17 protein-coding genes and 2 tRNA genes are annotated in these 21,681 nt (G+C 40.2%); 12 read left to right on the top strand and 7 right to left on the bottom strand.

Going from position 1 to position 21,681, the window contains the following annotated elements; all coding sequences use genetic code 11:
* Nucleotides 1–119: 119 nt before the first annotated feature.
* Both MTBBW1_RS19470 and MTBBW1_RS19465 read right to left on the bottom strand, forming a co-directional pair.
* Nucleotides 120–211, bottom strand: a tRNA-Ser gene (locus tag MTBBW1_RS19470).
* Between the two features lie 28 nt (nucleotides 212–239).
* Nucleotides 240–327, bottom strand: a tRNA-Ser gene (locus MTBBW1_RS19465).
* A 199-nt stretch (nucleotides 328–526) separates the two neighbouring features.
* Between MTBBW1_RS19465 and MTBBW1_RS19460 the strand changes: the two genes are divergently transcribed.
* The 7 genes from MTBBW1_RS19460 to mutL all read left to right on the top strand — a co-directional run bounded on the left by MTBBW1_RS19460 (nucleotide 527) and on the right by mutL (nucleotide 8,318).
* Nucleotides 527–1,018: a hypothetical protein gene (locus MTBBW1_RS19460; protein WP_080806240.1), complete on the top strand. Its 492-nt coding sequence runs from the start codon at nucleotides 527–529 to the stop codon at nucleotides 1,016–1,018.
* 6 nt (nucleotides 1,019–1,024) lie between these two features.
* Nucleotides 1,025–2,809 (top strand): arginine--tRNA ligase, encoded by a 1,785-nt coding sequence (gene argS / locus MTBBW1_RS19455; RefSeq protein WP_080806197.1) that lies wholly within the window; start codon nucleotides 1,025–1,027, stop codon nucleotides 2,807–2,809.
* A gap of 11 nt (nucleotides 2,810–2,820) precedes the next feature.
* Nucleotides 2,821–3,606: an SPOR domain-containing protein gene (locus MTBBW1_RS19450; protein WP_080806195.1), complete on the top strand. Its 786-nt coding sequence runs from the start codon at nucleotides 2,821–2,823 to the stop codon at nucleotides 3,604–3,606.
* Nucleotides 3,607–3,625: 19 nt separating this feature from the next.
* Nucleotides 3,626–3,913, top strand: coding sequence for an Asp-tRNA(Asn)/Glu-tRNA(Gln) amidotransferase subunit GatC (gene gatC, locus MTBBW1_RS19445; RefSeq protein WP_080806193.1), 288 nt, complete (start codon nucleotides 3,626–3,628; stop codon nucleotides 3,911–3,913).
* Nucleotides 3,914–4,159: 246 nt separating this feature from the next.
* A complete protein-coding gene (gene gatA / locus MTBBW1_RS19440; protein WP_080806191.1) occupies nucleotides 4,160–5,644 on the top strand; it encodes an Asp-tRNA(Asn)/Glu-tRNA(Gln) amidotransferase subunit GatA in 1,485 nt (494 codons plus the stop codon).
* 117 nt (nucleotides 5,645–5,761) lie between these two features.
* Nucleotides 5,762–5,944: a hypothetical protein gene (locus MTBBW1_RS19435; RefSeq protein ID WP_080806189.1), complete on the top strand. Its 183-nt coding sequence runs from the start codon at nucleotides 5,762–5,764 to the stop codon at nucleotides 5,942–5,944.
* A 58-nt stretch (nucleotides 5,945–6,002) separates the two neighbouring features.
* Nucleotides 6,003–8,318 carry a DNA mismatch repair endonuclease MutL gene (gene mutL / locus MTBBW1_RS19430; protein ID WP_139786825.1) on the top strand — a complete coding sequence of 772 codons (2,316 nt, stop codon included), beginning with the start codon at nucleotides 6,003–6,005 and terminating at the stop codon, nucleotides 8,316–8,318.
* 19 nt (nucleotides 8,319–8,337) lie between these two features.
* Here the strand turns inward: mutL and MTBBW1_RS19425 are convergent, their stop codons facing one another.
* Nucleotides 8,338–9,954, bottom strand: a complete 1,617-nt coding sequence (locus MTBBW1_RS19425; protein WP_080806185.1) for a hypothetical protein — start codon at nucleotides 9,952–9,954, stop codon at nucleotides 8,338–8,340.
* A gap of 624 nt (nucleotides 9,955–10,578) precedes the next feature.
* On the opposite strand from MTBBW1_RS19425, the gene MTBBW1_RS19420 reads away from it, so the two are divergent.
* The 3 genes from MTBBW1_RS19420 (at nucleotide 10,579) to MTBBW1_RS28535 (ending at nucleotide 15,948) form a co-directional block, all read left to right on the top strand.
* Entirely contained in the window at nucleotides 10,579–11,916 is a 1,338-nt protein-coding gene (locus tag MTBBW1_RS19420) for an alginate export family protein (protein ID WP_080806183.1), read from the top strand.
* Between the two features lie 163 nt (nucleotides 11,917–12,079).
* Nucleotides 12,080–13,843 carry an FG-GAP repeat domain-containing protein gene (locus MTBBW1_RS19415; RefSeq protein WP_080806181.1) on the top strand — a complete coding sequence of 588 codons (1,764 nt, stop codon included), beginning with the start codon at nucleotides 12,080–12,082 and terminating at the stop codon, nucleotides 13,841–13,843.
* 437 nt (nucleotides 13,844–14,280) lie between these two features.
* The gene (locus MTBBW1_RS28535) at nucleotides 14,281–15,948 is read left to right on the top strand and encodes a hypothetical protein (RefSeq protein WP_186441516.1); all 1,668 of its coding nucleotides are present in this window, start codon (nucleotides 14,281–14,283) and stop codon (nucleotides 15,946–15,948) included.
* 415 nt (nucleotides 15,949–16,363) lie between these two features.
* Here the strand turns inward: MTBBW1_RS28535 and MTBBW1_RS19405 are convergent, their stop codons facing one another.
* Together MTBBW1_RS19405 and gatB are read right to left on the bottom strand one after the other, a co-directional pair.
* Nucleotides 16,364–17,164, bottom strand: a complete 801-nt coding sequence (locus MTBBW1_RS19405; protein ID WP_080806178.1) for a hypothetical protein — start codon at nucleotides 17,162–17,164, stop codon at nucleotides 16,364–16,366.
* Nucleotides 17,165–17,178: 14 nt separating this feature from the next.
* Nucleotides 17,179–18,606 carry an Asp-tRNA(Asn)/Glu-tRNA(Gln) amidotransferase subunit GatB gene (gene gatB / locus MTBBW1_RS19400; RefSeq protein WP_080806176.1) on the bottom strand — a complete coding sequence of 476 codons (1,428 nt, stop codon included), beginning with the start codon at nucleotides 18,604–18,606 and terminating at the stop codon, nucleotides 17,179–17,181.
* 415 nt (nucleotides 18,607–19,021) lie between these two features.
* On the opposite strand from gatB, the gene MTBBW1_RS19395 reads away from it, so the two are divergent.
* Together MTBBW1_RS19395 and queA are read left to right on the top strand one after the other, a co-directional pair.
* The gene (locus MTBBW1_RS19395; protein WP_080806175.1) at nucleotides 19,022–19,213 is read left to right on the top strand and encodes a DUF2065 domain-containing protein; all 192 of its coding nucleotides are present in this window, start codon (nucleotides 19,022–19,024) and stop codon (nucleotides 19,211–19,213) included.
* 28 nt (nucleotides 19,214–19,241) lie between these two features.
* On the top strand, nucleotides 19,242–20,405 hold the full coding sequence (queA, locus tag MTBBW1_RS19390) for a tRNA preQ1(34) S-adenosylmethionine ribosyltransferase-isomerase QueA (protein ID WP_342743945.1): 1,164 nt from the start codon (nucleotides 19,242–19,244) through the stop codon (nucleotides 20,403–20,405).
* 308 nt (nucleotides 20,406–20,713) lie between these two features.
* Here the strand turns inward: queA and MTBBW1_RS19385 are convergent, their stop codons facing one another.
* Both MTBBW1_RS19385 and MTBBW1_RS19380 read right to left on the bottom strand, forming a co-directional pair.
* A complete protein-coding gene (locus tag MTBBW1_RS19385) occupies nucleotides 20,714–21,208 on the bottom strand; it encodes a PIN domain-containing protein (protein WP_080806173.1) in 495 nt (164 codons plus the stop codon).
* Complete coding sequence (locus MTBBW1_RS19380) at nucleotides 21,201–21,458, bottom strand: UPF0175 family protein (RefSeq protein ID WP_080806171.1); 258 nt, start codon at nucleotides 21,456–21,458, stop codon at nucleotides 21,201–21,203. The genes MTBBW1_RS19385 and MTBBW1_RS19380 overlap by 8 nt, the downstream gene beginning before the upstream one ends.
* Nucleotides 21,459–21,681 lie beyond the last annotated feature (223 nt).

Genomic DNA, 21,681 nt, shown 5'->3' with positions numbered 1-21,681 from the left:
GTTAATCTTGGATATCCTGATTCAGACAATGTTGACAAGGCTCAAAAGATCATAGATGTCGGCTTTGAGAATAAAAAAAGCCGAATCAAAATGATTCGGCTTTTAAAAATTCATAAATGTGGCGGAGAAAGAGAGATTCGAACTCTCGATAGAGTTTTACCCCTATACTCGCTTAGCAGGCGAGCGCCTTCAGCCACTCGGCCATTTCTCCATTTATCATAATCTGCAATTTTCATGGATGGCGGAGGAGGTAGGATTCGAACCCACGAAGCTGTTACACTTAACGGTTTTCAAGACCGCCGCCTTCAACCACTCGGCCACTCCTCCCCGTGAATTTTTGTGCTTATAGCACTTTACATTCACAAGGTCAATAGAGAAATCGTAAGTTTTTTATATTGATCTATTTATTGACAGAAAGTGTATTTGAACTATACTTAAGCATTTATTATTTGGCATCCATCATCATTCGGCAAGAGAGATGTTTTTAATTTGTGTATGATGGAAAATCTGGAATATGGAGAAAAATATGAAGCAGAAGTTTACGTTTGAAGTGGATAACATCAAGGGGATTGTGACCTTGACAGAGGCGGAAGAGATGGATCTTGGCTCATTTGCCAACCTGCATCAGGAAAGTTACAGTCTGGAAGAGATGAAAAACGTAGCCCAGGCTGGGCAGGCGGTTTTCATAGAGTATATGAGACGCAGAAATCTTTTTCCTCCCAATGATCTGGCAATAAAATTGTTTCTGGCAGCAGAAAAAATGTTTCAGGAAGAGACTCCTGAAAAAACAGTTGTTGAGTATGAAGATATTGAGGCTTTACCCCTTATGGATGATACACGTATGGATTTTGCCGGCATGGATGGTGATGACGAAGAAGAAGATGATGAAGATGTTGAAATTGGAGAGCTTCTTAAAGATGATCCCGATGATCTGAGTGAGGATGACATCAAGGAGATTGACTCCGATGATGATACCCCAAGGTTTATGCCTGATGATGACTCTGAACATGAGAATTGATACGTAATGAAAAATGCAGTAAGAAATATAATATTAAATGCTTTTGCACAGGCCTGTAAAAATGGCCTTTTGAAAGACTCACAGATTCCTGAAATGGAGATTGAAGTTCCACGCCATAAAAGCCATGGGGATTTTTCCACAAATGTTGCAATGGTCTCTGCTTCCATACAGAAAATGGCTCCCCGAAAGATTGCCGAAGCCATTGTTGCTTCCATTCATGATCCAGATGGAATAGTTGAAAAAACCGAGATTGCCGGTCCTGGTTTTATCAATATTGTTTTAAAAAAATCAGCATGGTACCCTATTCTTAGCATCATTCATAAAGAGGATAAGGCCTTTGGCAGTTCAGAAATGGGGCAGGGCAGGAAGGTGCAGGTTGAGTTTGTAAGTGCCAATCCCACAGGCCCCCTTCATATAGGACATGGCCGTGGAGCTGCTGTTGGGGATGCTGTTGGCAACATTCTGGCCTTTGCAGGCTTTGATGTCAGCAAGGAGTACTATATTAACGATTCCGGTCGCCAGATCAGAACCCTTGGCCGTTCTGTATGGTTGAGATTATGCGAGGCAGCCGGTAAAAACATATCATTTCCTGATGATTGCTACCAGGGAGACTATATATGCGATATTGCCCGTGAGCTTATTGGTAGTGAAGGTAACTCTTTGTTGAAAAAGGCAACAGAACCTGATGCTGAAAAAATAGCTCTTCCACTTGAAAGTGTGACAGAAGAAAATGACTCTTCTGTTGATGAGCAGCAAAAGGCAGATGCTTTGGCTTCCGATGATCCTGTGGCTCTTTGTGCAAAATATGCTGCTGATAAAATTTTGCAGGGAATAAAGGATGATCTTTCAAATTTTGGAGTCACCTTTGATCGCTGGTTCAGTGAGCAGAGTCTTTATGATTCAGGTATGGTTCAGGACTCCATAAAAGAGTATAAAAATAAGGGCGTTATCTACGAAAAAGATGGAGCGCTCTGGTTTAAAACCCAGATGTATGGCGATGAGAAGGACAGGGTTGTTGTCAGGCAGAACGGCTTGACAACATATTTTGCTTCTGACATTGCATACCACATGGAAAAGTTCAACAGAGGGTTTGATCGTGTTATAGATGTGTGGGGCGCTGATCATCATGGTTATATAAATCGTATCAATGCCTCCATTGAAGCATCCGGCAGAAGTCGAGAGCAGTTTGATGTCATTCTGGTGCAACTTGTCAATCTTCTGAGAGCAGGGGAACAGGTGGCAATGTCAACAAGATCCGGAGAGTTTGTTACTTTAAAAGATATTGTTGATGAGGTCGGCAGAGATGCAGCGCGTTTTATTTTTCTGAGCAGAAGTTATGACAGTGGACTTGATTTTGACCTTGAAGTTGCAAAACAGCAGACAAGTGAAAATCCTGTCTATTATGTTCAGTATGTTCATGCCCGTATTTCCGGCATGGTGGCAAGGGCATGCGAACAAGGCATACTTTCAGATATAAATGCCCTTGACAATACATCGCTTTTTGAAGAGTTTTTGCATCTTCTTGTTGAACCAGAAGAGATAAACCTTATAAAGCTTCTCTCATCATTTTCAGACGTGGTTGAAAAAGGAGCACTCACTCTGCACCCCCATGTTCTATTTACTTATCTTATGTCCCTTGCTTCGGAATTCCATGCCTATTATAATAAGCATAAGGTAATTACAGATAACATGGAGTTGAGCCTGGCACGTCTATTTCTGGTCTCTTCTGTTAAAAAGGTGATAAGGAATGCCCTTGGTCTCCTTGGGGTTTCTGCACCGGAAAGGATGTAGAGTATCTCTCCATGTTAAAGGGATGGTTAAAATACGCAGCACTGTTTGCTTTGTGCGCATGGATGTTTTTTGCAGGGCTTCTGGTGGGGCGTGGAACATCTCCTGTTGAGTTTGATACAGAATGGTTTCAGCATCGACTGGCTCTTCTTTTTAACACCGGCAGGGAGGATGAGGTTCCTTTCAAAAAGCCTGAGTTGGATTTCTACGCTGCATTGAAAGCAAACGAAAGTGACCTGGATTTATCTTCTGAGTTTTCTGATATTCAGAAGCCAGGAGAAAAAGAGGGGAGCACTATCCAGGATAATGAAGATGGTTTTTTACTGGCAGAAAATTCCCTTCCTTTGAAGAAAAGCCGTAAGGCAATGACCATGGATTCACAAAAAGTGGCTGGCAACACTGCCCGGGCAGCAGTTGTAGGCACTGGCATTAAGCATCTGTCTGCAAAAGGTAAAGTTGATGATCCACCCTATGGTGCGCTGCCAGAACCAGAAGAGAAAAAGAGAATCCTCCCGGAAATGGTTGACAAAGTCCAAGAGACATCTTCTTTTTCCCCTGATGTTTCCGCCTACACATATACAATTCAGATAGCTTCATATCTTGATGAAGAGGATGCACTAAGGCATATATCTAAACTTGAGGCAAAGGGTTATAATGCTTATAAAAGTGTTGCCAATGTAGATGATAAGGTGTGGTTCAGGGTCAGAACCGGTTCTTTTGGTATTATTTCAAAGGCAAAGGAGCAGTTGAAGATGCTTGAACAGGAAGGTGTCAAGGGGTTAATCATACGAAAAGAGTAGCGATTTTGAAAGGTAAGTCATGAAAATTTCACGTAAGGATGTTGAATATATTGCCCATCTTGCAAGACTTGAAGTTGATGATCTTCTGGTTGATAAATTTGCTGACCAGATAAGCAATATTCTTGAATATATAGATAAGTTGAAGGATGCTGATGTCTCCGGAGCAGAATTGATGTCAGGTGCGGCATTTCAGAACAACGTAATGCGGGAGGATATTGTAAAAGTCTCACCAGGTCCTGATGTTACCCTTTCAGATGCTCCTGAGAGGGATGAGGATTTTTATGTAGTTCCCCGTGTTGTGGGGTAGTTTGTTGTAAAATTTAAAGCTAAGGAATTGATTTTTAATAACTTCTCCATTCACCTTGCCCCCAGCCACATTTTACAGACTTGCGAGGGGGAGTTTGGGTAAGTTAATTAAACCCAATTACTAAATTACTAAATGGCCGGATTTCGGCCACCCCAACTATGAAAAACAAATGCGTTTTTACGGAAAAAAAGTTTGTGGGCTTTTTTTACTTTGAATCGCAAATGCTTAAACAGGAAAATATTTATCATGAAGTTGCATGAAATGACGATTCAGCAGGCAAGAGCAGAGCTGGATGGAGGTGCAGTCACTTCCGCTGATCTTGTTGACGAGCTGCTTGGGAGGATTGAGCGCTTAGACAGTGATTTGGGAGCATATATTACTGTGGATGCGGAAGGTGCTAAGAGATCTGCCCGTGAAGCAGATAAACGTATTGCCGCAGGAGAGCGTCTGCCTTTGCTGGGCATTCCCATAGCTTTAAAGGATCTGCTTTGCACAAGGGGAGTCAGAACCACATGTGGGTCAAAGATTCTTGAAAATTTTGTGCCGGAGTATGATGCCACTGTTGTTAAGATTCTCAAAGATGCAGGCGCTGTCATAATTGGAAAGACAAACCTTGATGAATTTGCCATGGGCTCTTCAACGGAAAATTCTGGCTTTCACATTACCCGGAACCCCTGGAACAGGGATTGTGTGCCTGGAGGCTCAAGCGGTGGTTCTGCTGCTGCCATGGCTGCGGGTATGTGTACAGCAGCTCTTGGTACTGATACAGGAGGATCAATTCGTCAACCCGCATCCCATTGCGGTGTTGTTGGCCTTAAACCTACATACGGTAGGGTATCCCGTTTTGGCCTTGTATCTTATGCATCGTCTCTTGACCAGATTGGACCAATAACAAGGGATGTCACGGATGCTGCTCTTCTGATGAATGTTATTTGCGGGCATGACCCCAGGGATTCAACCTCTGCTGATGTGGATACACCTGATTTTATGTCTGCAATACAATCCTTTGACCAGGATAAAAGCTCATCTCTGAAGGGTATGAAGGCTGGTATCCCAAAGGAATTCATGTCTGTAAAAGGACTTGATCCTGATGTTGAGGCGGCTTTTAACAATGCACGTAAAGTCCTTGAAGATCAGGGGGTAGAGATGATCGAAATATCACTTCCCCAGACAGACTATGCTGTTGCCGCTTACTATGTCATTGCACCATCCGAGGCAAGCTCCAATCTTGCCCGTTTTGATGGTGTCAGATATGGTTTCAGGGACAGGAATGCAAGTGACCTCATTGATATGTACAAAAAGACAAAATCCAGAGGCTTTGGTGCGGAGGTGCAGCGCAGGATTATAACTGGTACTTACGCCCTTTCAGCAGGTTATTACGATGCCTATTATGGCAGGGCAACCAGGGTTAGATCCATGATTCGTGAAGATTTTTCAAAGGCATTTAAAGAGTGTGATATAATTATCTCTCCTGTTGCACCCACACCGGCATTCAGAATAGGGGAGAATGTGGATGATCCTCTGACAATGTATTTGACTGATATCTTTACCCTTTCAACTAATATGGCAGGTTTGCCAGGGCTTTCAGTACCATGCGGATTTTCTTCTGAAGGTTTGCCCATAGGATTTCAGATAATGGCGGATCGTTTTAACGAAATTCCGTTGCTCAAGGCTGGATATGGTCTTGAACGTGCCCTTGAAATTTCTGTAAAACCCCAGCTTATATATTAGTCATTATACCGATTTTGGCTAAGCAAATGATTTTATCAAGATTTTTAAAATATAACTTTATATAAAATCAATGGGTTATGGAAAATCGATATAATCTATTAAAAAGGAGATCTTTTTATGACAACAGTTCAACCCCAGGGTGAAAATCTGCGCAAGGCTATTGCCTGGATTTCCGAACAAAGAAAAGAAAATGCTGATCAATCTTCGGTAGTTCTTGCAGAAAATGCTGCAGTGAGGTTTGATTTAGCACCTGATGATTCAGAGTTTTTACTCAGATTTGTGAGTAATATGGAAGAGTAGTAAATTATGATAGATAGAGATATCAACTGTTTGCCGAGTGAAGACTTTTTTGACTGCTATGCCTGACATAAGAATTTTGCCTGAGACCATCTCCAACAAAATTGCAGCAGGAGAGGTTGTTGAAAGACCTGTTTCCGTTGTCAAGGAGCTGATTGAAAATGCCCTTGATGCCAAAGCCACAAGTTTGCTGATTGAGGTAAGTAAAGGCGGAAGGGATTTGATACGGGTTTCTGATAACGGCTATGGAATGTCTAAGGATAACGCTCTTTTGTCAATTGAAAGATATGCCACAAGTAAAATTGTCGATGACAGAGATATCTTCTCAATTAAAAGTTTTGGTTTCAGGGGTGAGGCGCTTCCTTCAATTGCTTCAATTTCACGCTTTACACTGGTTTCAAGAACCCATGATTCTGGCCATGGTGTAAAAATTGAGATAGATGGTGGTAAATTTATTAATGTCAGCGATACCGGGGCACCTGCCGGAACAATGGTTGAGGTTAAAAATATCTATTACAACACACCGGCCAGAAGAAAGTTTTTAAAAAGTGTAAATACTGAGATGGGACATATTGCGGACTCTGTGTCAGCTTTTGCACTTGCTTTTCCTGATGTCACATTTTGCCTTAATCATAATGGGCGCACTGTCAGACATTTTACCTCATCAGATTCAATGCTTTCAAGGATAGAAAAAGTTCTTGGCGTTGAAAACAGCCTTGACAGAAATGAGCCATCTGTTTTTTCTAATCATTCTCTTTCTCAAGATAGCCATTTAAATGATAGTGATTTCCTTGTTAGTAGGCATGGAACTGGTCACTTTAGTAATAGTGAACGCCTCTTTCCGGTTCAATTTCAATCTGGCAATATTATTGTTACAGGTTATGTTGGAAGCCCCTTTGTTACAAGGAGCAGCGGAGCAAGGATTCTTCTGTTTGTCAACAGCCGTGTTGTTTCTGATCGTAATATAGTCTCTGCAATTGTTCGTGGCTTTAAGGGGCGTATTATGAAAGGGAAATTTCCGGTTGCTGCAATTTTTCTGGAGATTCCCTGTGATGAGGTTGATGTTAATGTGCATCCGGCAAAGCTTCAGGTACGATTTGTCAATCAGGGCAATGTGTTTGAAGCTGTCTCAACCGCTGTTAATGAAGCTCTTTCAAGGGGAGAAAACTCTATTATATGTGAGAAGATTGACTCTCAACCTGGATATTGCGGGGCTACAGACGCACTTGAAGTAGGAGAGGAACAGAAGACAATTAAAAATTCTTCATTAGGAACAAAGGTAGATTATTCTGATCTCTCTCTTTTTGACTGGGAAAAAAAACATGATGAGCCTTGTTTAGATGACGATCATGATAGCGGTTTATGGCAAGATTGTAATGTGCCACATTATGAAAATGATGAATTGAATTTTCATGCCAGACAGAATTTAAGTGATTTATATGACTCTATTAATGCAATGGATAGGTCAATGGCAGTGGAACAGTGCGCTTCCGAAACAGAACAAAAATATGATTGCGAAACAGGAGAGCAAGACTCTTCAGAAACAGTAGAGCAATACACTTCAGAAACAGGAGATCAATACTCTTCAGAAACAGGAAAAGATTACGATTCCAAATCAGGATCACAAAGTTCCGATGAGCCGTTTATATCGCTGAAGCCAGAAGGACAGTTTGCAGCACAAAAGTCAGGAGATCGGTTTTTATCAAAAATTCCAGATAAGGGAAGAGATTCTTCCTTTTTTGCATCTCTGAATATAATAGGGCAGCTTTTTGGAACCTATATTGTTGCTCAATTCAAAGATAAAATGGTTCTCATAGATCAGCACGCAGCCCATGAGAGGGTTGTGTTTGAGAAGCTGAAAAAAAGATCAATATCTTTCCGACCGCCTTCCCAGAGATTGATTGTTCCTGAAACACTTGAATTGAACTACAGAGAGTCTGCCCTGCTTGAAAAAATTATGAAGGGGCTGAGCACCCTTGGAATAGAAGTGGAGCCTTTTGGTGACAATACATTTGTGATTAAATCAATTCCTGGTATTATTGATAACAAAGTGATCAAACCTCTTCTGATGGATATTCTTGATATGCTTCTGACATCCGGAGTTGAAGATGACTTTTTTGAAGAAAAAAATCATACTTCATTGAAAAACAGCGTGGTAGAGTCATTTGGGGGGAGAGACTGGCTTGATGATATCCTGATTCTTATATCCTGCCATAATGCTGTCAGGGCAAATCATTCCCTGCGATCAGAGGAGATAAAAGCTTTAATGCAGGAGCTTGACAGTTGCCAAGCTCCTTTTCATTGTCCTCACGGGCGTCCTTTGATTGTTGAATTTTCAAGAAGAGAGATTGAAAAGAGCTTCAAAAGAACCGGATAAGATCATGATGAAACATGCCTTATTCAGACATGATGTTATCCATGTTCTGGCTGAACCCACTCATGGAATATATTCTGCTTGAAATATCATTGCTTAAAATTCCTTCTGTTTTCACTGCTGAAAAGACAAGTTCAGTTCTTCCGTCTCCATCAAGGTCAGTTACAGTAAAATCAGAGATGTAACCCGGTATAGTCTGGGTGCTTTTTTCAGGAGCAAAGCCCATTGCATTCCATTTTAAAGAAACTATATGCCCTTTTTTATAAATAGGTGTTTTTGCGAGTAATCCTGATGTTGAGTCAGAATTTCTTACAACAATTACAACGTTGGAACCATCGTCATTAAAGTCAGTGACCATGATTCTTTGTTGAAGGTAAAAAGGTGTTAACTGAAAACCGTCATCCCTTGTATATAAATTTCCTTTATAGTTTATGGCAAGCTTTGAGCCTCCATATTCATCACTTCCTTCCCATAAAAGTTCACCGTTCGGTGAGTAAACAGAAAGATTGCCTTTAAGGGAAATTGCAGCAACACTATCTGAAGACCCGCTGTTTGTGGCATCTCCGTAACAGAAGCTGTAGAGGTTTATATCTTCAGGAAGGTTAAGTTTTGTCCCATTCAGTTCTCCGGAAGCACCCATGCTGAATTTAAAAACTCCAGGGGCAAGTCCACTAAAAGTGTTATTCATCTTCTGCCCTGCCAGAATATTTCGGTCGTTGCTGTTTGTTCCATATTTTCTGAAAAGCCATTGCAGGTTTTTCTGAATGCTGCGAAAGCCCCCATCTTTCCATTCCAATATAAATGATTGCGGCTTTAGTGTTTTTGTCTCTATTGCAGTTACATATATTTCCTCAACTCCATTGTTGTTCAGGTCGGCAGTATCTACGGTGAGAAAAATTTGATTTGCATCTGCATCAAATTGTGTGAAAACAGTGATCTGATTACTTGAATAATTGAAAACTGTAACGGTTTTGTCTGAACATGTGATAATTTCATTTTGTATGCCCCCTGCTACATTACCAACTGACATGCTTGCAATTTCTGACTCTATTTTTTTGCTTCTCCACAGGCTCATTGGTTTTTCGGGCAGTCTCTTCTTTGTAGTCGTATATTTGGTTTCAGCAGTAAAATTGGTTTGCGCTTCGCCAGTTGATTTTTGTTGGGCAGATGATGGTGTATTATCAGTTTTTTCAGTGTATTCAACCGAGATATCCTGTTTTAAAATTTTTTGAGCAACAGTGTCTGCAAGAAGGCTTATGTGTGAAAGGACTTCTCCTTTTGATTCCCCTGTTTTGCTGAAGTTAAGTAAGATCTTCCCTGTTTTTTTGTCTTTTAGAACGGCATCAGTACTCACACTTTCCCCAAAGAGAACAACATTGCTTGAAAGAATATAATCAGTATCATATAGTGAAAGATCACCCGAAGGTGCAGGTTCTGCCTGTGAGACATTTAAAATATTCAAGCGGGAAATGAGCATCTGTTGAATACCTTTTTCAAGGAAATCTAATGATTCAGCAGATTGAATTGTTATAGGTGTAATGGCGATTTTAACGGGTTCAGCAGATGCTGTATATGTGTTGAGAAAACAGGAAAAGGCTGCTAATGATAAAGCAATTGTAAAAAATTTAAAATATTTCAAAATTGTGGCTCCTGAATGGGGTAAATATATCAACTTAAAAAAATATAGAATTTACCTGCACAACATCTGAATGTAAAGTGATTTTAGGTTTTTGGCATAGAATTTTTGCTATTCTACATTAAACTGCTTTCTGGATGAAAGTAATCTATCCCCAATATAATTTTATCTATCCCCATTGTAATAGGGTTTAATTAACTTACCCAAATTCCCCCTCTCCAATAATGGAGATGGCTGGGGGGTGAGGTAAATGGGCAAGTTATTTAAGTCCGATTCCTTATAATTTTAAAAGATAGCGTTTCATTAGGCTATCTGTAATTTCAAATTGTTAGCTTTTTTTTCAAAAAATATTTCTGCCAAAATCAAAAAAACTGTGATTATGCTGATTTGACTAAAAAAAAGCTTTTTTTTAATCGGTTTTTTTCTTGACATGGTGAAAAAAGATTGCTACTTAGCTCTTTCAGCATTCTAAAAAGATGATAGGGTGCTGTTTTTCTGTATTGAAAACTGGATTTGGTTTGACGATTGGAGGCGTTAGGCTGAGATTCAGTTTCGGGTTTCATGCTGCATGGTGTAGTATGTTGCTTGCAGAAAAAATATGGTTTTATAATTTTCAGGAGGAAAAAGATGAAAAAACTTTTGGTTGCATGCTTTATTGCAGTTGTGGGGCTGGCATTTGTTGCGCCAGCTTTTGCGTTTGAGGCCGAATTTGGTGGCTATTGGCGTACAAGGGCATTCTCCTATAACAATTTTACAGGAGAAGACCAGACAGAATCTTATGATTACAATGCAGTTGATACAAGAACCCGTCTCTATTTCACAGCAAAAATCAATGACAATCTTAAATTTGTCAACAAGTTTGAGTTTGATGCAGACTGGGGTGATACCGGTTATGGTGACATCGGTGCTGACGGCAAGGTTTTTGAGATCAAAAATACTTATGCTGACTTCTGCGTAGGTCCTGTTAATGCAAAGGTTGGAACACAGAGTGCCTGCCTTTCACGTGGTTTCCTTTTCTGTGATGATTTCACCGGTGCTGTTGTAAGCTTTAACGGTGGAAATTTCACCCTTCCTTTCATCTGGATCAGGCCTTATGAAGGTGGAAATGGCATGGATGCAGATGATGCTGATGTTGACTATCTTGCATTTGCTCCATCTTTCTCAGCCGGCGATATAAAAGTAAATCCTATATTGCTTTGGGCAACTTCTGATGATATCAGCACTTGGAATCCTGCTATTCAGGGTACAGGTATAGATTACAGTTTTAATGGCGTTAATCCAAAAATTAATGACGTTCTTGCTGATGCTGAAGATATGAACGTTGTTTTCCTTGGCCTTGATGTTGACGCTAACATGGGTGCTGCAAGTGTATGGTTTACCGGCCTTTATGAGACTGGTTCAATAGATAATGCTGCTGGTGAGGATCTGGATGTTTCTGCATATCTTGCTGCTGCTGGTGTTGATGTTGGACTTGGAATGGCTAATATTCATGGACAGATTTTCTACGCATCTGGCGATGATATTGAAGAAAATGATAATGAGCTTAATGAGTTCTGGGTACCTTCTCAGGGTTCTTGGTATGGCCAGTCATACTACTGGGCTGAGATCATGGGTTATGGTATGATGGATGATATGGTATCCAATGGTTCTTGTGGTGACAAGATCTCCAACATTATTGCATATAACTTTGGTGCAACTGTAAAACCAATGGATAAACTGAAACTTTCTGCAGACCTTTGGTATGCAACTCTTGTTGAAAAAGACGTGATCGGTGGAGAGGAAGATCTTGGTTTTGAAGTTGATCTTGCTGTTACCTATGAGCTGGTTCAGAATCTGAATCTTGACATTATCGGTGCTTACCTTTTTGCTGGCGACAGAACCACACAGGATCCAACAACTGGTCTTCAGTTCGCTGATGATGCAAATCCCTATGAGCTGGGTGCAAGACTTAGCTTGAGTTTCTAAAAAAAACATTTGTTTGATTGATTTTTAATTGAAAAATGTGAGTTAAGCCAGATGGAGATATTTTTTGTTCTGTCTGGCTTAACCTGTTTTTATCCCACCGTAAAAAATGCTGTCACTTCATCTTCCTCATTATTTAAAATCGTTTAAAATTTGAGTATTTATAATGATAAAAAATATCATACGCAATAATCGCAATACTATTTATTTGACCCTCCTTGTTTTTTTTGTAATATCAATCCAATCAATATTGCCCTTGAAAAATAATGATCTAATAAAAACAGCTACTGCAAGGGGTGCAAAATCTGAAATTAAAGTTGCTGTTTTTCCATTCAACGTTATTGCAAAAGAGGATTATTCATTTATCGGTCAGGGCATGGGCAAGATGCTTTGCAGCCGTATTGCTGCTGACGGCCTTTTTGAAGTCAAATGTTTTGACACTGTTCCTTCCGGAATTGATCTCAATAACGATGAACTTAATCGTGACAAGATAGCAGTGATTCCTGAGTTGCAAGGTATTGAAGCTTTTATTGTGGGAACAATAACCATTGTTGGAGAGAGTGTAAGCAGTGATGTCAGGCTTATGCTTTTTTCATTGTCTTCCTCTGATGCTTCAGCCTACTCCCCAGAACTTCACTATTTCTCGGAAAATGGAAGTGGAATAGGAGATGTCATGCGTCATGCTTCTGTTATTTCCGGCAAAATTAAAGGTTTTCTAAGGGGTGATACGTTAGCTTCTGATAGTATTGTATCTTTGTCTGACTCTGGAGCAAAAGAAAACCGTGCCGCCACCTCACAGGAGCCATCCTTTTCGGTTTCCAGGAAATCCACCCTCTTTTCTAGGGATAGCACAGCCGCAATTGCACCCGACTCATCCTTCTCTTCAAAAGAAACTTCAGGAAAAATTCATAGAAGTGAGCTTTTCAGAAGCCGGAATCTTGATATGGAAGCCCGGAGCATGACAATTGCTGATTTTGATGGCGATGGGATAAAGGAGCTTGTGATTATTGATGCCCATAATCTTTTTTTATTCACTTTTGGCCATAATCAGCTTGTAAGGAAGGGTGAATATAAGGTTGGTCACTATATTGACCAAATTAGTGTGGATGCTGCTGACGCAAATGGAAACGGCAGGGCAGAAGCATGGGTGACAGCCCTTGGCAGGGGTAACCGACTCCGCTCCTTTGTGCTGGAGTGGAATGGCTCTCAATTTGAGACTTTGCTTCAGGATGAAGGCTGGTACTTCAGGAAGATTCCATACAATGACCGTGACATTCTTATGGGGCAAAAAAGAGGCATTGAGGATACATTCATCGGCCCCATTTATGAAATTGGGCTTGAGGGTAGCCATATTATCAAGAAGACCAAACAAATTCCATCCTCTTTTGAACTATTTGGCCTTGCAGTTGGAAAAACGGTGGAACATGGCAAAGAACAATCTGCAATGGCTGAAACAAGCTCCTTTATATGGCTTGATGAAGACTCTTATTTGAATCTGGGTAGTGAAAGTGGTCAAAAAATGTGGAAGAGTGGCCGCGCTTTCGGGTCAACAGCACTATTTATTGACGAAGATATGGGGACAAATCAGCTTAAAAAAAGAAGATATCTGAGTCAACGCATTTTTTTGGCTGATTTGAATAATGACGGTGGTGATGAGGTTATCACTTTTATAAATGAGGATGTAGCAAAGGGATACCTCTCTGGTTTCAGAAAATTTAATCAGGGCTATGTAGAGATAATGACATGGAAGAACATGAATATGTTAAGCTTGTTGCAGGAATCTCCTGTTGGAGGTTATATAGCAGATATCTCTTTTGATGACTTAGATGGAGAAACAGGAAAAGAGTTGGCATATATGTTGATAAAGAACAGTGGAACAATTTTGGATAAAAATAACACAACGGTTGTTGTTGAGAAGATATTGAAATAATTAATAACGGCGTTTACCAGATAAAACACTTGACAATATTAAGATCGTGTGTATAAAGAAACAATATCAACACCTGTCCTGACACCTGAATTTTCTGTAGCTGATTTCAATGGTTGCCTTTACATTTCAATGGTTGCACTTCCACAAGATGACAAGTTTGATACTTAGTGATTTATCAATGATTCTGTTTTATGGAATCCCCTTATGAATTGATTTTTAATAATTTGCCTATTCATCTCAACCCCAGCTAACTCTTACAGACTTGCGAGGGCCTTAGGTAAGTTACTTAAACCCAATTATTTATGCTATGCCTTTACAAATTACATTGGTTTTATTTTAGGTGTTTGCAAAAGATTCCGTTTAACGAAAATCAAAGATAAGTCTTATGTATAATTTGGAGGAGGAATATTAACCAGAAGTAAATTAAGGAGAAAAAGATGAAAAAAGTTGTACTTTGTGTGCTGTTTTCCTGTTTTATCCTGGGGCTGGCTCTGCCGGCTGCAGCCCTTGAAGTAGATTTCAGTGGTGAGTTTTATGTTGAAGGAATCTATAATTCAAATGAAAACATGCTTGATACTGATGCATCAAGTGATTACCGCCAGATGAGACTCCGTGTACAGACGGATTTTAAAATCAGTGACAATCTCTCCCTGTCCACACGTTTTGACGCTCTTGAAAAAGTTCTGAGTTCAAATGACTCTGCCTTTGCCAATGGTGATGATGGAAATGGCTGGGACAGTGACATTGATGATGACAACATTGACTTTGACAGAGCATATCTGTCATACATAAGCCCAATAGGTCTTTTCCAGGTTGGTAGAATGCAGGGTATTACCTGGGGAACCACCTTTTGTGATGATGAATCAGATACTGACAGAATAAAATACGTTCTGCCAATTCCCATGGGAGAAGGAAAGCTCTATTTTGGTGCTGTTGCAGAAAAAGTAACTGAAAATGACATGGGCACTGCTGTAAGTGATATGGACAATGATAAATACTATATCGGCTTGACCTATAAAACTGAAAAATATTCAACTGGTCTTCTTTCCGCTTTCTATAATTTTAAAAGATTCCAGGATCCTGGTCAGGCATTTGCAGTGGAAGATGTGACAAATTCATACAAAGCCAATGGAAACGATTCTGACTATAGAACATATCTTGCGGATAATGATATGGGCGACAGTTTTACTTCATATGCAGCATGGTATGGTACAAATGCTGTTGCTGCCGGCACTGCCAAGGCTTACGCTGATGCTGCTGCTGCATATGCTGCTGCCGGTGATGCTGCTTCTGCTGCTGCTGCTGCTGCCCAGGCACAGACCTATGCTGCTGCAATTGATGGCGACTGGGCAAATGACGTGAATGCTTCTTCGTTAACCGCCATCTCATCTACTTCCGGAAGAGGCCCAACAAACGAAGGAAAAGTATATCTTCTTGCCCCCTATTTCCAGGGTACATTCGGCAATCTGACCATTCAGGCAGAGCTTGATTATGTATTTGGAACCACTGAATATGATGTCCCTGGTGTAGAAGACAGAGATGTAAAATCATTTGGTTATTTTGCAGAAGCAGGTTATGATTTTGGTGCGTTTGGTATTGAGGCAGGATTTGCCCATACAAAAGGCGATGCTGACTATACAGATAATGATATTGAGTCAATGGGATTTGTTTCTCCCGGTGTTGACTGGGCAAAGCTTTTTATTCTCAATGCTGACGATCACGGCATGAATACAACCCTTGGAAATGGAGTTGGAAACCATGTTGGTAACGGTTTTGCGACACCTTCAACAGCAATGTGTGATGGATATCAGATGTTTTACGCAGGGTTTGATTTTGATGTAACAGAAAATATAAACCTTGGTGTAATAGGTGCCTTATCCACCGCTGATGAAGTTCCTGAAGGAGAAGGGTATGATGATGATCAGGGAATGGAATGTGATGTAACCTTTACCTGGAATCTGACAGACAACCTTCAATATAAAGCAATAGGAGCATATCTTGACGGCGGTGACTACTGGTCAACCAGAGCAAGCGGTGGTGTGGTTGATCCTAATGTTGAAACCGAGATATATACCCTTTATCATTCGTTGACAGTAACCTTTTAGTTTTGCTGATGTTTAAAATTCAGTTTTTTGTGTAGTATTTTTACTATTGCATGAAAAAGGGGGAGCAGAAAATATTCTGCTCCCCTTTTGTATTTTTATTAGAAAGTCTCCATAACATGCTGATATATAACTACTTTCATGTTTCGTTGTGATGCGTCAGCAAACATGGAGGTTTATTAGAAGTTATTGCATTTGTCTGAATCAGGATAACCAGGATGGATAGGATGTTCAGGATAGATAATCCTGCCTTATCCTGATAATCTTGGGAATCCTGATTCAGATTATTGACAAGGCTCAAGATGTTATAGGTGTCGATTTTGAGTGAATATATTACCAGAAGCCCCAGATTACCAGAAGCCCCAGATTACCAGAATTGCCAGATTACGAGAACTGCCAGATTACGAGAACTGCCAGATTACCAGAATTGCCAGAAAGGTTTTTTCTTTTTAAGCTCATCCTCCTCATCGTTATCCTCTGTCGGGAGAAGTATTACCTTCTCTCCATCTTCTTCTGTTTTGTCTTGTGAATACGAGTCTGGTTCACCGTCGTTGCCGACACCATTTCCCCAGAATTTCCAGAATGGTTTGTTTGTCTCATCATCCTCATCCTGGAGAGCAGTTCCACCCATTAATTTTTCAGGGTTTGTACGGATATTTTCAGTGGCGTTTTTCTTGTTGTTCTCTTCCTGTTCCAGAATTGAAAGTGCTGCTGTTTTTCTGTTGAAAACTTCCATATTTATGCGGGCTGCCACTACTTCCACCCTTGATATGAGTTCTTCAATGGACTTTGCCTGAACAGAGAATGTGCTCTTTGTTTCTGATACAGGATTGAATATTATAGTATCAAGGCTGAAGGCACCATCAAATTCAGTGAGGCTTCCATAAACAACATAGTCGGATTCTGATGCAGATGCCATGTTTTCAAGTTTTTCATTGCCAGGATAGCCACCTGCCATATGAAGTGATGAGATAATCTCTCTAATTTCCGATAAAGATGCAGTTACAACGTGATCTTTCCAGGATAATCTTGACGATAGCATGTCAAAGATTCCTTTCTGTATGTACGGCGTCTTGTTTTCAGAATTTATTGTAAATGGTATAATGGCAATCTTTTTAATCCCTTCCTCAGCATTGAGCTCATTGCTGGCCAACAGTGTTGCAGGGGTTATAACTATTTGAAATGCAATGCAAAAAAATACGAAAAATAGTTTTATCAAGGTGTACTCCGCTATTAAAGTTTCTTTTTCAGCAGTTCTGTTATTATCTTAGGGTCAGCCTTTCCCTTTGTTTTTTTCATTATCTGCCCCATGAAAAAGCTGAACAGCTTGGTTTTACCCTCTCTGTATGAGTTGAGTTCGGCAGGGTTTGCCTCAAGGATTTCATCAACTACGCCTTCAAGCTCTGACTGGTCAGATACCTGTTCAAGCCCCATATCTTTAACAAGGGACGCAGGTGATTGGTCTGAGTTGACAAGCTTTTCAAAAACTATTTTTGCTCCGTTTGCATTTATTGTGTTATTTTCAAGAAGTTGTAATAGCTCTCCAAGTGACGCTGATGAAACAGGAAGGGTTTCAATTGCATTGCCTTCAGATTTAACAAGCCCCATTACAGGTCCCATGATCCAGTTTGCAGCAAGTTTTTTGTCTGATATTTTTTTTGCTGTCTCCTCAAAGTAGTCTGCAAGTTCCCTGGATGATGTCAATACAGCAGCATCATAGTCAGTAAGGGCATACTCTTTTATGAATCGCATCTTTTTTTCGTCCGGAAGTTCCGGCATATCAGCCTTTACACTGTTTATCCACTCATCATCCACAATAAGGGGAACAAGATCTGGGTCTGGGAAATAGCGGTAATCATGCGCATCTTCCTTGCCCCTCATGGATTTAGTTATGTTTTTGGCAGGATCCCAGAGCCTTGTCTCCTGAATAACATTTTTCCCTTCATCAAGGATGTATGCCTGACGTTGAATTTCATATTGAATAGCTTTTTCAACATGCTTGAATGAGTTTAGATTTTTCAATTCTGTCCTGGTACCAAATTTTTCCTCTCCCAATGGTCTGAGGGAGATATTGGCATCACAGCGGAAGCTTCCCTGTTCCATATTGCCGTCACAAACATCAATATATCGCAGGATTGCATGAAGTTTTTTTAGATAGGCAGCAGCTTCTGCCGGAGATCTTATATCTGGTTCGCTGACAATTTCAACAAGAGGGACACCTGTACGGTTTAGATCAACCATGCTTCTGTCCCGTCTCGGTTCATGGATAAGCTTGCCTGCATCCTCTTCCATATGGATTCGGGTTATGCCAATTATCTTTTCAAGCCCCTCTTCAATCTCTATTGAAAGATGGCCATGTTCTGCAATGGGGTAAGCATATTGGGATATCTGGTAGCCCTTGGGCAGATCCGGATAAAAGTAGTTTTTTCTGTCAAACCTGCTTTCCCTTGCAATGGTGCAGTTTGTGGCAATGGCACTTTTGATGGCAAATGTGACAGCTTTTTTATTTAATACAGGAAGAACTCCAGGCATACCTGTACATACAGGGCAGGTGTTTGCATTGGGTGGAGCACCAAATTTTGTGGAGCAGCCGCAAAATATTTTTGTTTCTGTTTTCAGTTGGGCGTGAACTTCAAGTCCTATTACAGGTTCGTACTGCATAATCTTTATTCCTGATAATTTTGAAAAGTGTTGAAATAATTGTGTGGTCTGAAAAAAAGCCCGTTTTCTGGCATCCTTAATCCACCGCCTTAAACTTTCTGGAAAACCATGTCCATCTATCGGAGTTTTCCATCAAAAAAGTGTAAACTACTCTGGGGTTGATATGAAAGATGCCCGTTTTTTTACGGATAAAAGCCTGTGCTTCTACGGTTTAATAATGTTCTGGTTTTCTCTCTTTTATTGCATCAGAGAGACGTAATAATCGTTTTTATGAATAATTCCAGATATATCTTATAACCCCGATGATTTGATTTATCAATATTAATTTTTTGTGTTATAGTCTCTTCTGCCTTATGGAATTCCAGCAGAATATTTTCATCTTTTCAATTGTGGAGCTAAACCGCCGTGGGGGTATATGAAATTTTTTCTATGCGTTATTGGAATGGTTATGATTGTTGAAGGATTGCCCTATTTTGCTTTTCCTGAAAAGATGAGGGAAATGGTTGCAATGGTTACCCAACTTCCGGAAAATGCATTGAGAAGGTTTGGTGCTATTCTCATGTTTTTAGGATTGGGAATAGTCTATTTGGGAAAAAATATTTTATAATAAAAGATTTTGGTGACTATTGTATTTATTGTCAAATTATAGCTATAGCCTTCCCGAAGAGCTGATTGCCCAATATCCTGTTGCCCAGAGAGATTCATCGAGAATGATGCATCTTGACAGAAAAAACGGCAGGACTTCCCACCACAGCTTCAGAGAAATCGAACTTATGTTGAGGGATGGAGATCTTGTTGTTGTTAATAACACAAAAGTTATTCCGGCAAGGCTGAAGGGCGTGAAACAAAGCGGCGGAAAAGTTGAGGTTCTTCTTCTTGATTACGCGGGTGGAGTGCGTATGCAGGAGGAAAAGGGTATATTTCAGTGTGAGTGCATGATCCGTGCATCAAAGAGTCCGAAAGCAGGTACTTTTCTTTTCCTTTACTCCAATGTAGAAAATGCTATTGGTTCAGGTGATGGATGTATCAGGGCAAGGGTTGAAGAGAATCTGGGTGCTGTTTTTATGGTAAGTTTTTTCTGTAAAGGTGATTTTACTGAAGAACTTGCAAAATACGGCCAAATCCCCCTCCCGCCCTACATCAGAAGAGATGGGCAAAAGAGGGAGCTTCAAGAAAGGGACAGGTTAAATTACCAGACAGTATATGCCTCAAAGGAAGGGGCTGTGGCAGCTCCCACAGCAGGACTTCATTTTACTGATGGGCTTATTGGACGTTTGAAAAAAAGAGGCATAAGGTTTGCCGAGATAACCCTTCATGTCGGGTATGGGACTTTTTCCCCTGTCCGGGTGAAAGATATAAGGGAACACCAGATTCATTCGGAGTTTTTCTCCATCTCAGAGGAGTGTGCCCGTGCCATCAACAGTGCAAAAAAAGAGGGACGCCGCGTCATAGCTGTCGGTACAACTTCTGTAAGAACCCTTGAATATGCGGCACTCCAGGCTGAAACTCTTCAGCATTCTTTGGATGATCACTGTTATCAGTCAGACGCTTCTGAAAGAAAATCTTTACTGACAGATGCTGTAAAAAGCGGAAGTGGTACATGCGATCTTTTTATTTATCCTGGATATCAGTTCAGAGTCGTTGATGCAATGGTCACAAATTTTCATTTGCCTGAATCGACCTTGTTGATGCTGGTCTCTGCTTTTTGTGACAGAAAGATGATCCTTGGAGCGTATCAAGAGGCTGTGGAAAAAAAATATCGCTTTTTCAGCTATGGAGATGCAATGTTTATTGAATGAGACTTGGAGCGTCAGCCTTTTGTTGAATATACTGTAAAGTTTTTTCGGATATCAGAAAAAAATCGTAACCACTCAGGCACTACATTTTGTTTTTTATGAAATAGTAAATAACAATATATTGTAATTTTATCACTCAAAAAACGGCATCTTTCATTTCCCAGTTTACACTTTCTGTATGATATGAAGGATGCCCAAAAAACAATCTTTAAGAAAGAAAGCTTGGCTGTTCAATCTATATGTTGTGAGTCATGACAAGAAACATACCGTATCATGTGTTTATTATGTCTGAGTAGTTATGAAAATTCTTTCTATTCCCTGACCTGCTTAAGTGCAAATGAGATAATTTTGTCACTTAAATGAATACCATGTGTTTGCATGTTATCGATAGCTTCTCGTAACAAAAATGTGTGCCCTTCTTTTTTGGCACGAATCATTATGCCGAGGGTTCCGGTTAGCTTTAAACCGTTCAAGCGAGCGATTCTTCTGCCAACAGGCTCATCAATGCAGACGGTTTGTATCATTTTATCGAGTGCGGTCTGAATAACTGAAGCTTCACCCAAATCCAAAGAATTCTGTAAATGTGGCTGGACGATTGTGGGTTCGCTCAATTTATCAAGAAAATCAGCGTCATTGAACTCTGTGGTACCGAATCCTGTCAAACCACCGGCTATAATTTCATGACAAACTTCATAAGGAACAATGACCCGATCATATAACGATTTTAAAATTTGTAAATTACCCAACCCTGCAATCAAAGCCAGGATGGGGCCAGTATTCATGACAAGTTGTTTTGGTTCAGGCATTTTTAATATCCGATAGCAGTTCATCTTCATCAAGATCGATCATGGACACATTGAAACGATGAAGATTGAGTAGAAAACTAGTTCTGGGCATGCCGACAAGATTTGCAGCCATTCCTGAAGAGAGGCGCTTCATTTCAAACAATTTAACAGCCATTGCCATTTTGGCTTCCTCTTCAAAAGATTGCTGTGTTAGCTGAAGCGTATCCAACCAATTTTGAGGATATTTTATACTGAGTTGATTCTGTTGCATGTGTCCTCCATAACGAACAATAGACTATAATTTCGGCATCCTTCATATCAGCTCAAAAGTAGTTTACACTTTTCGGAAAATTTTGAACCATGATTAAAGGATTTAAGGATTAACATGATGAATAATCAAGAAAATCCCTTAATCATGAAAATCATGGTTCAGAAAAGTGTAAACCGATAAATGAAAGATGCCATAATTTCATTATTTTTATTTTTTGAGGAGA

The sequence above is a fragment of the Desulfamplus magnetovallimortis genome (genome assembly GCF_900170035.1).
GTDB classification, from domain to species: Bacteria; Desulfobacterota; Desulfobacteria; order Desulfobacterales; family Desulfobacteraceae; genus Desulfamplus; species Desulfamplus magnetovallimortis.
Note: the sequence above shows the minus strand (reverse complement) of the source record. Positions and strands in the feature narration are given on the sequence as shown.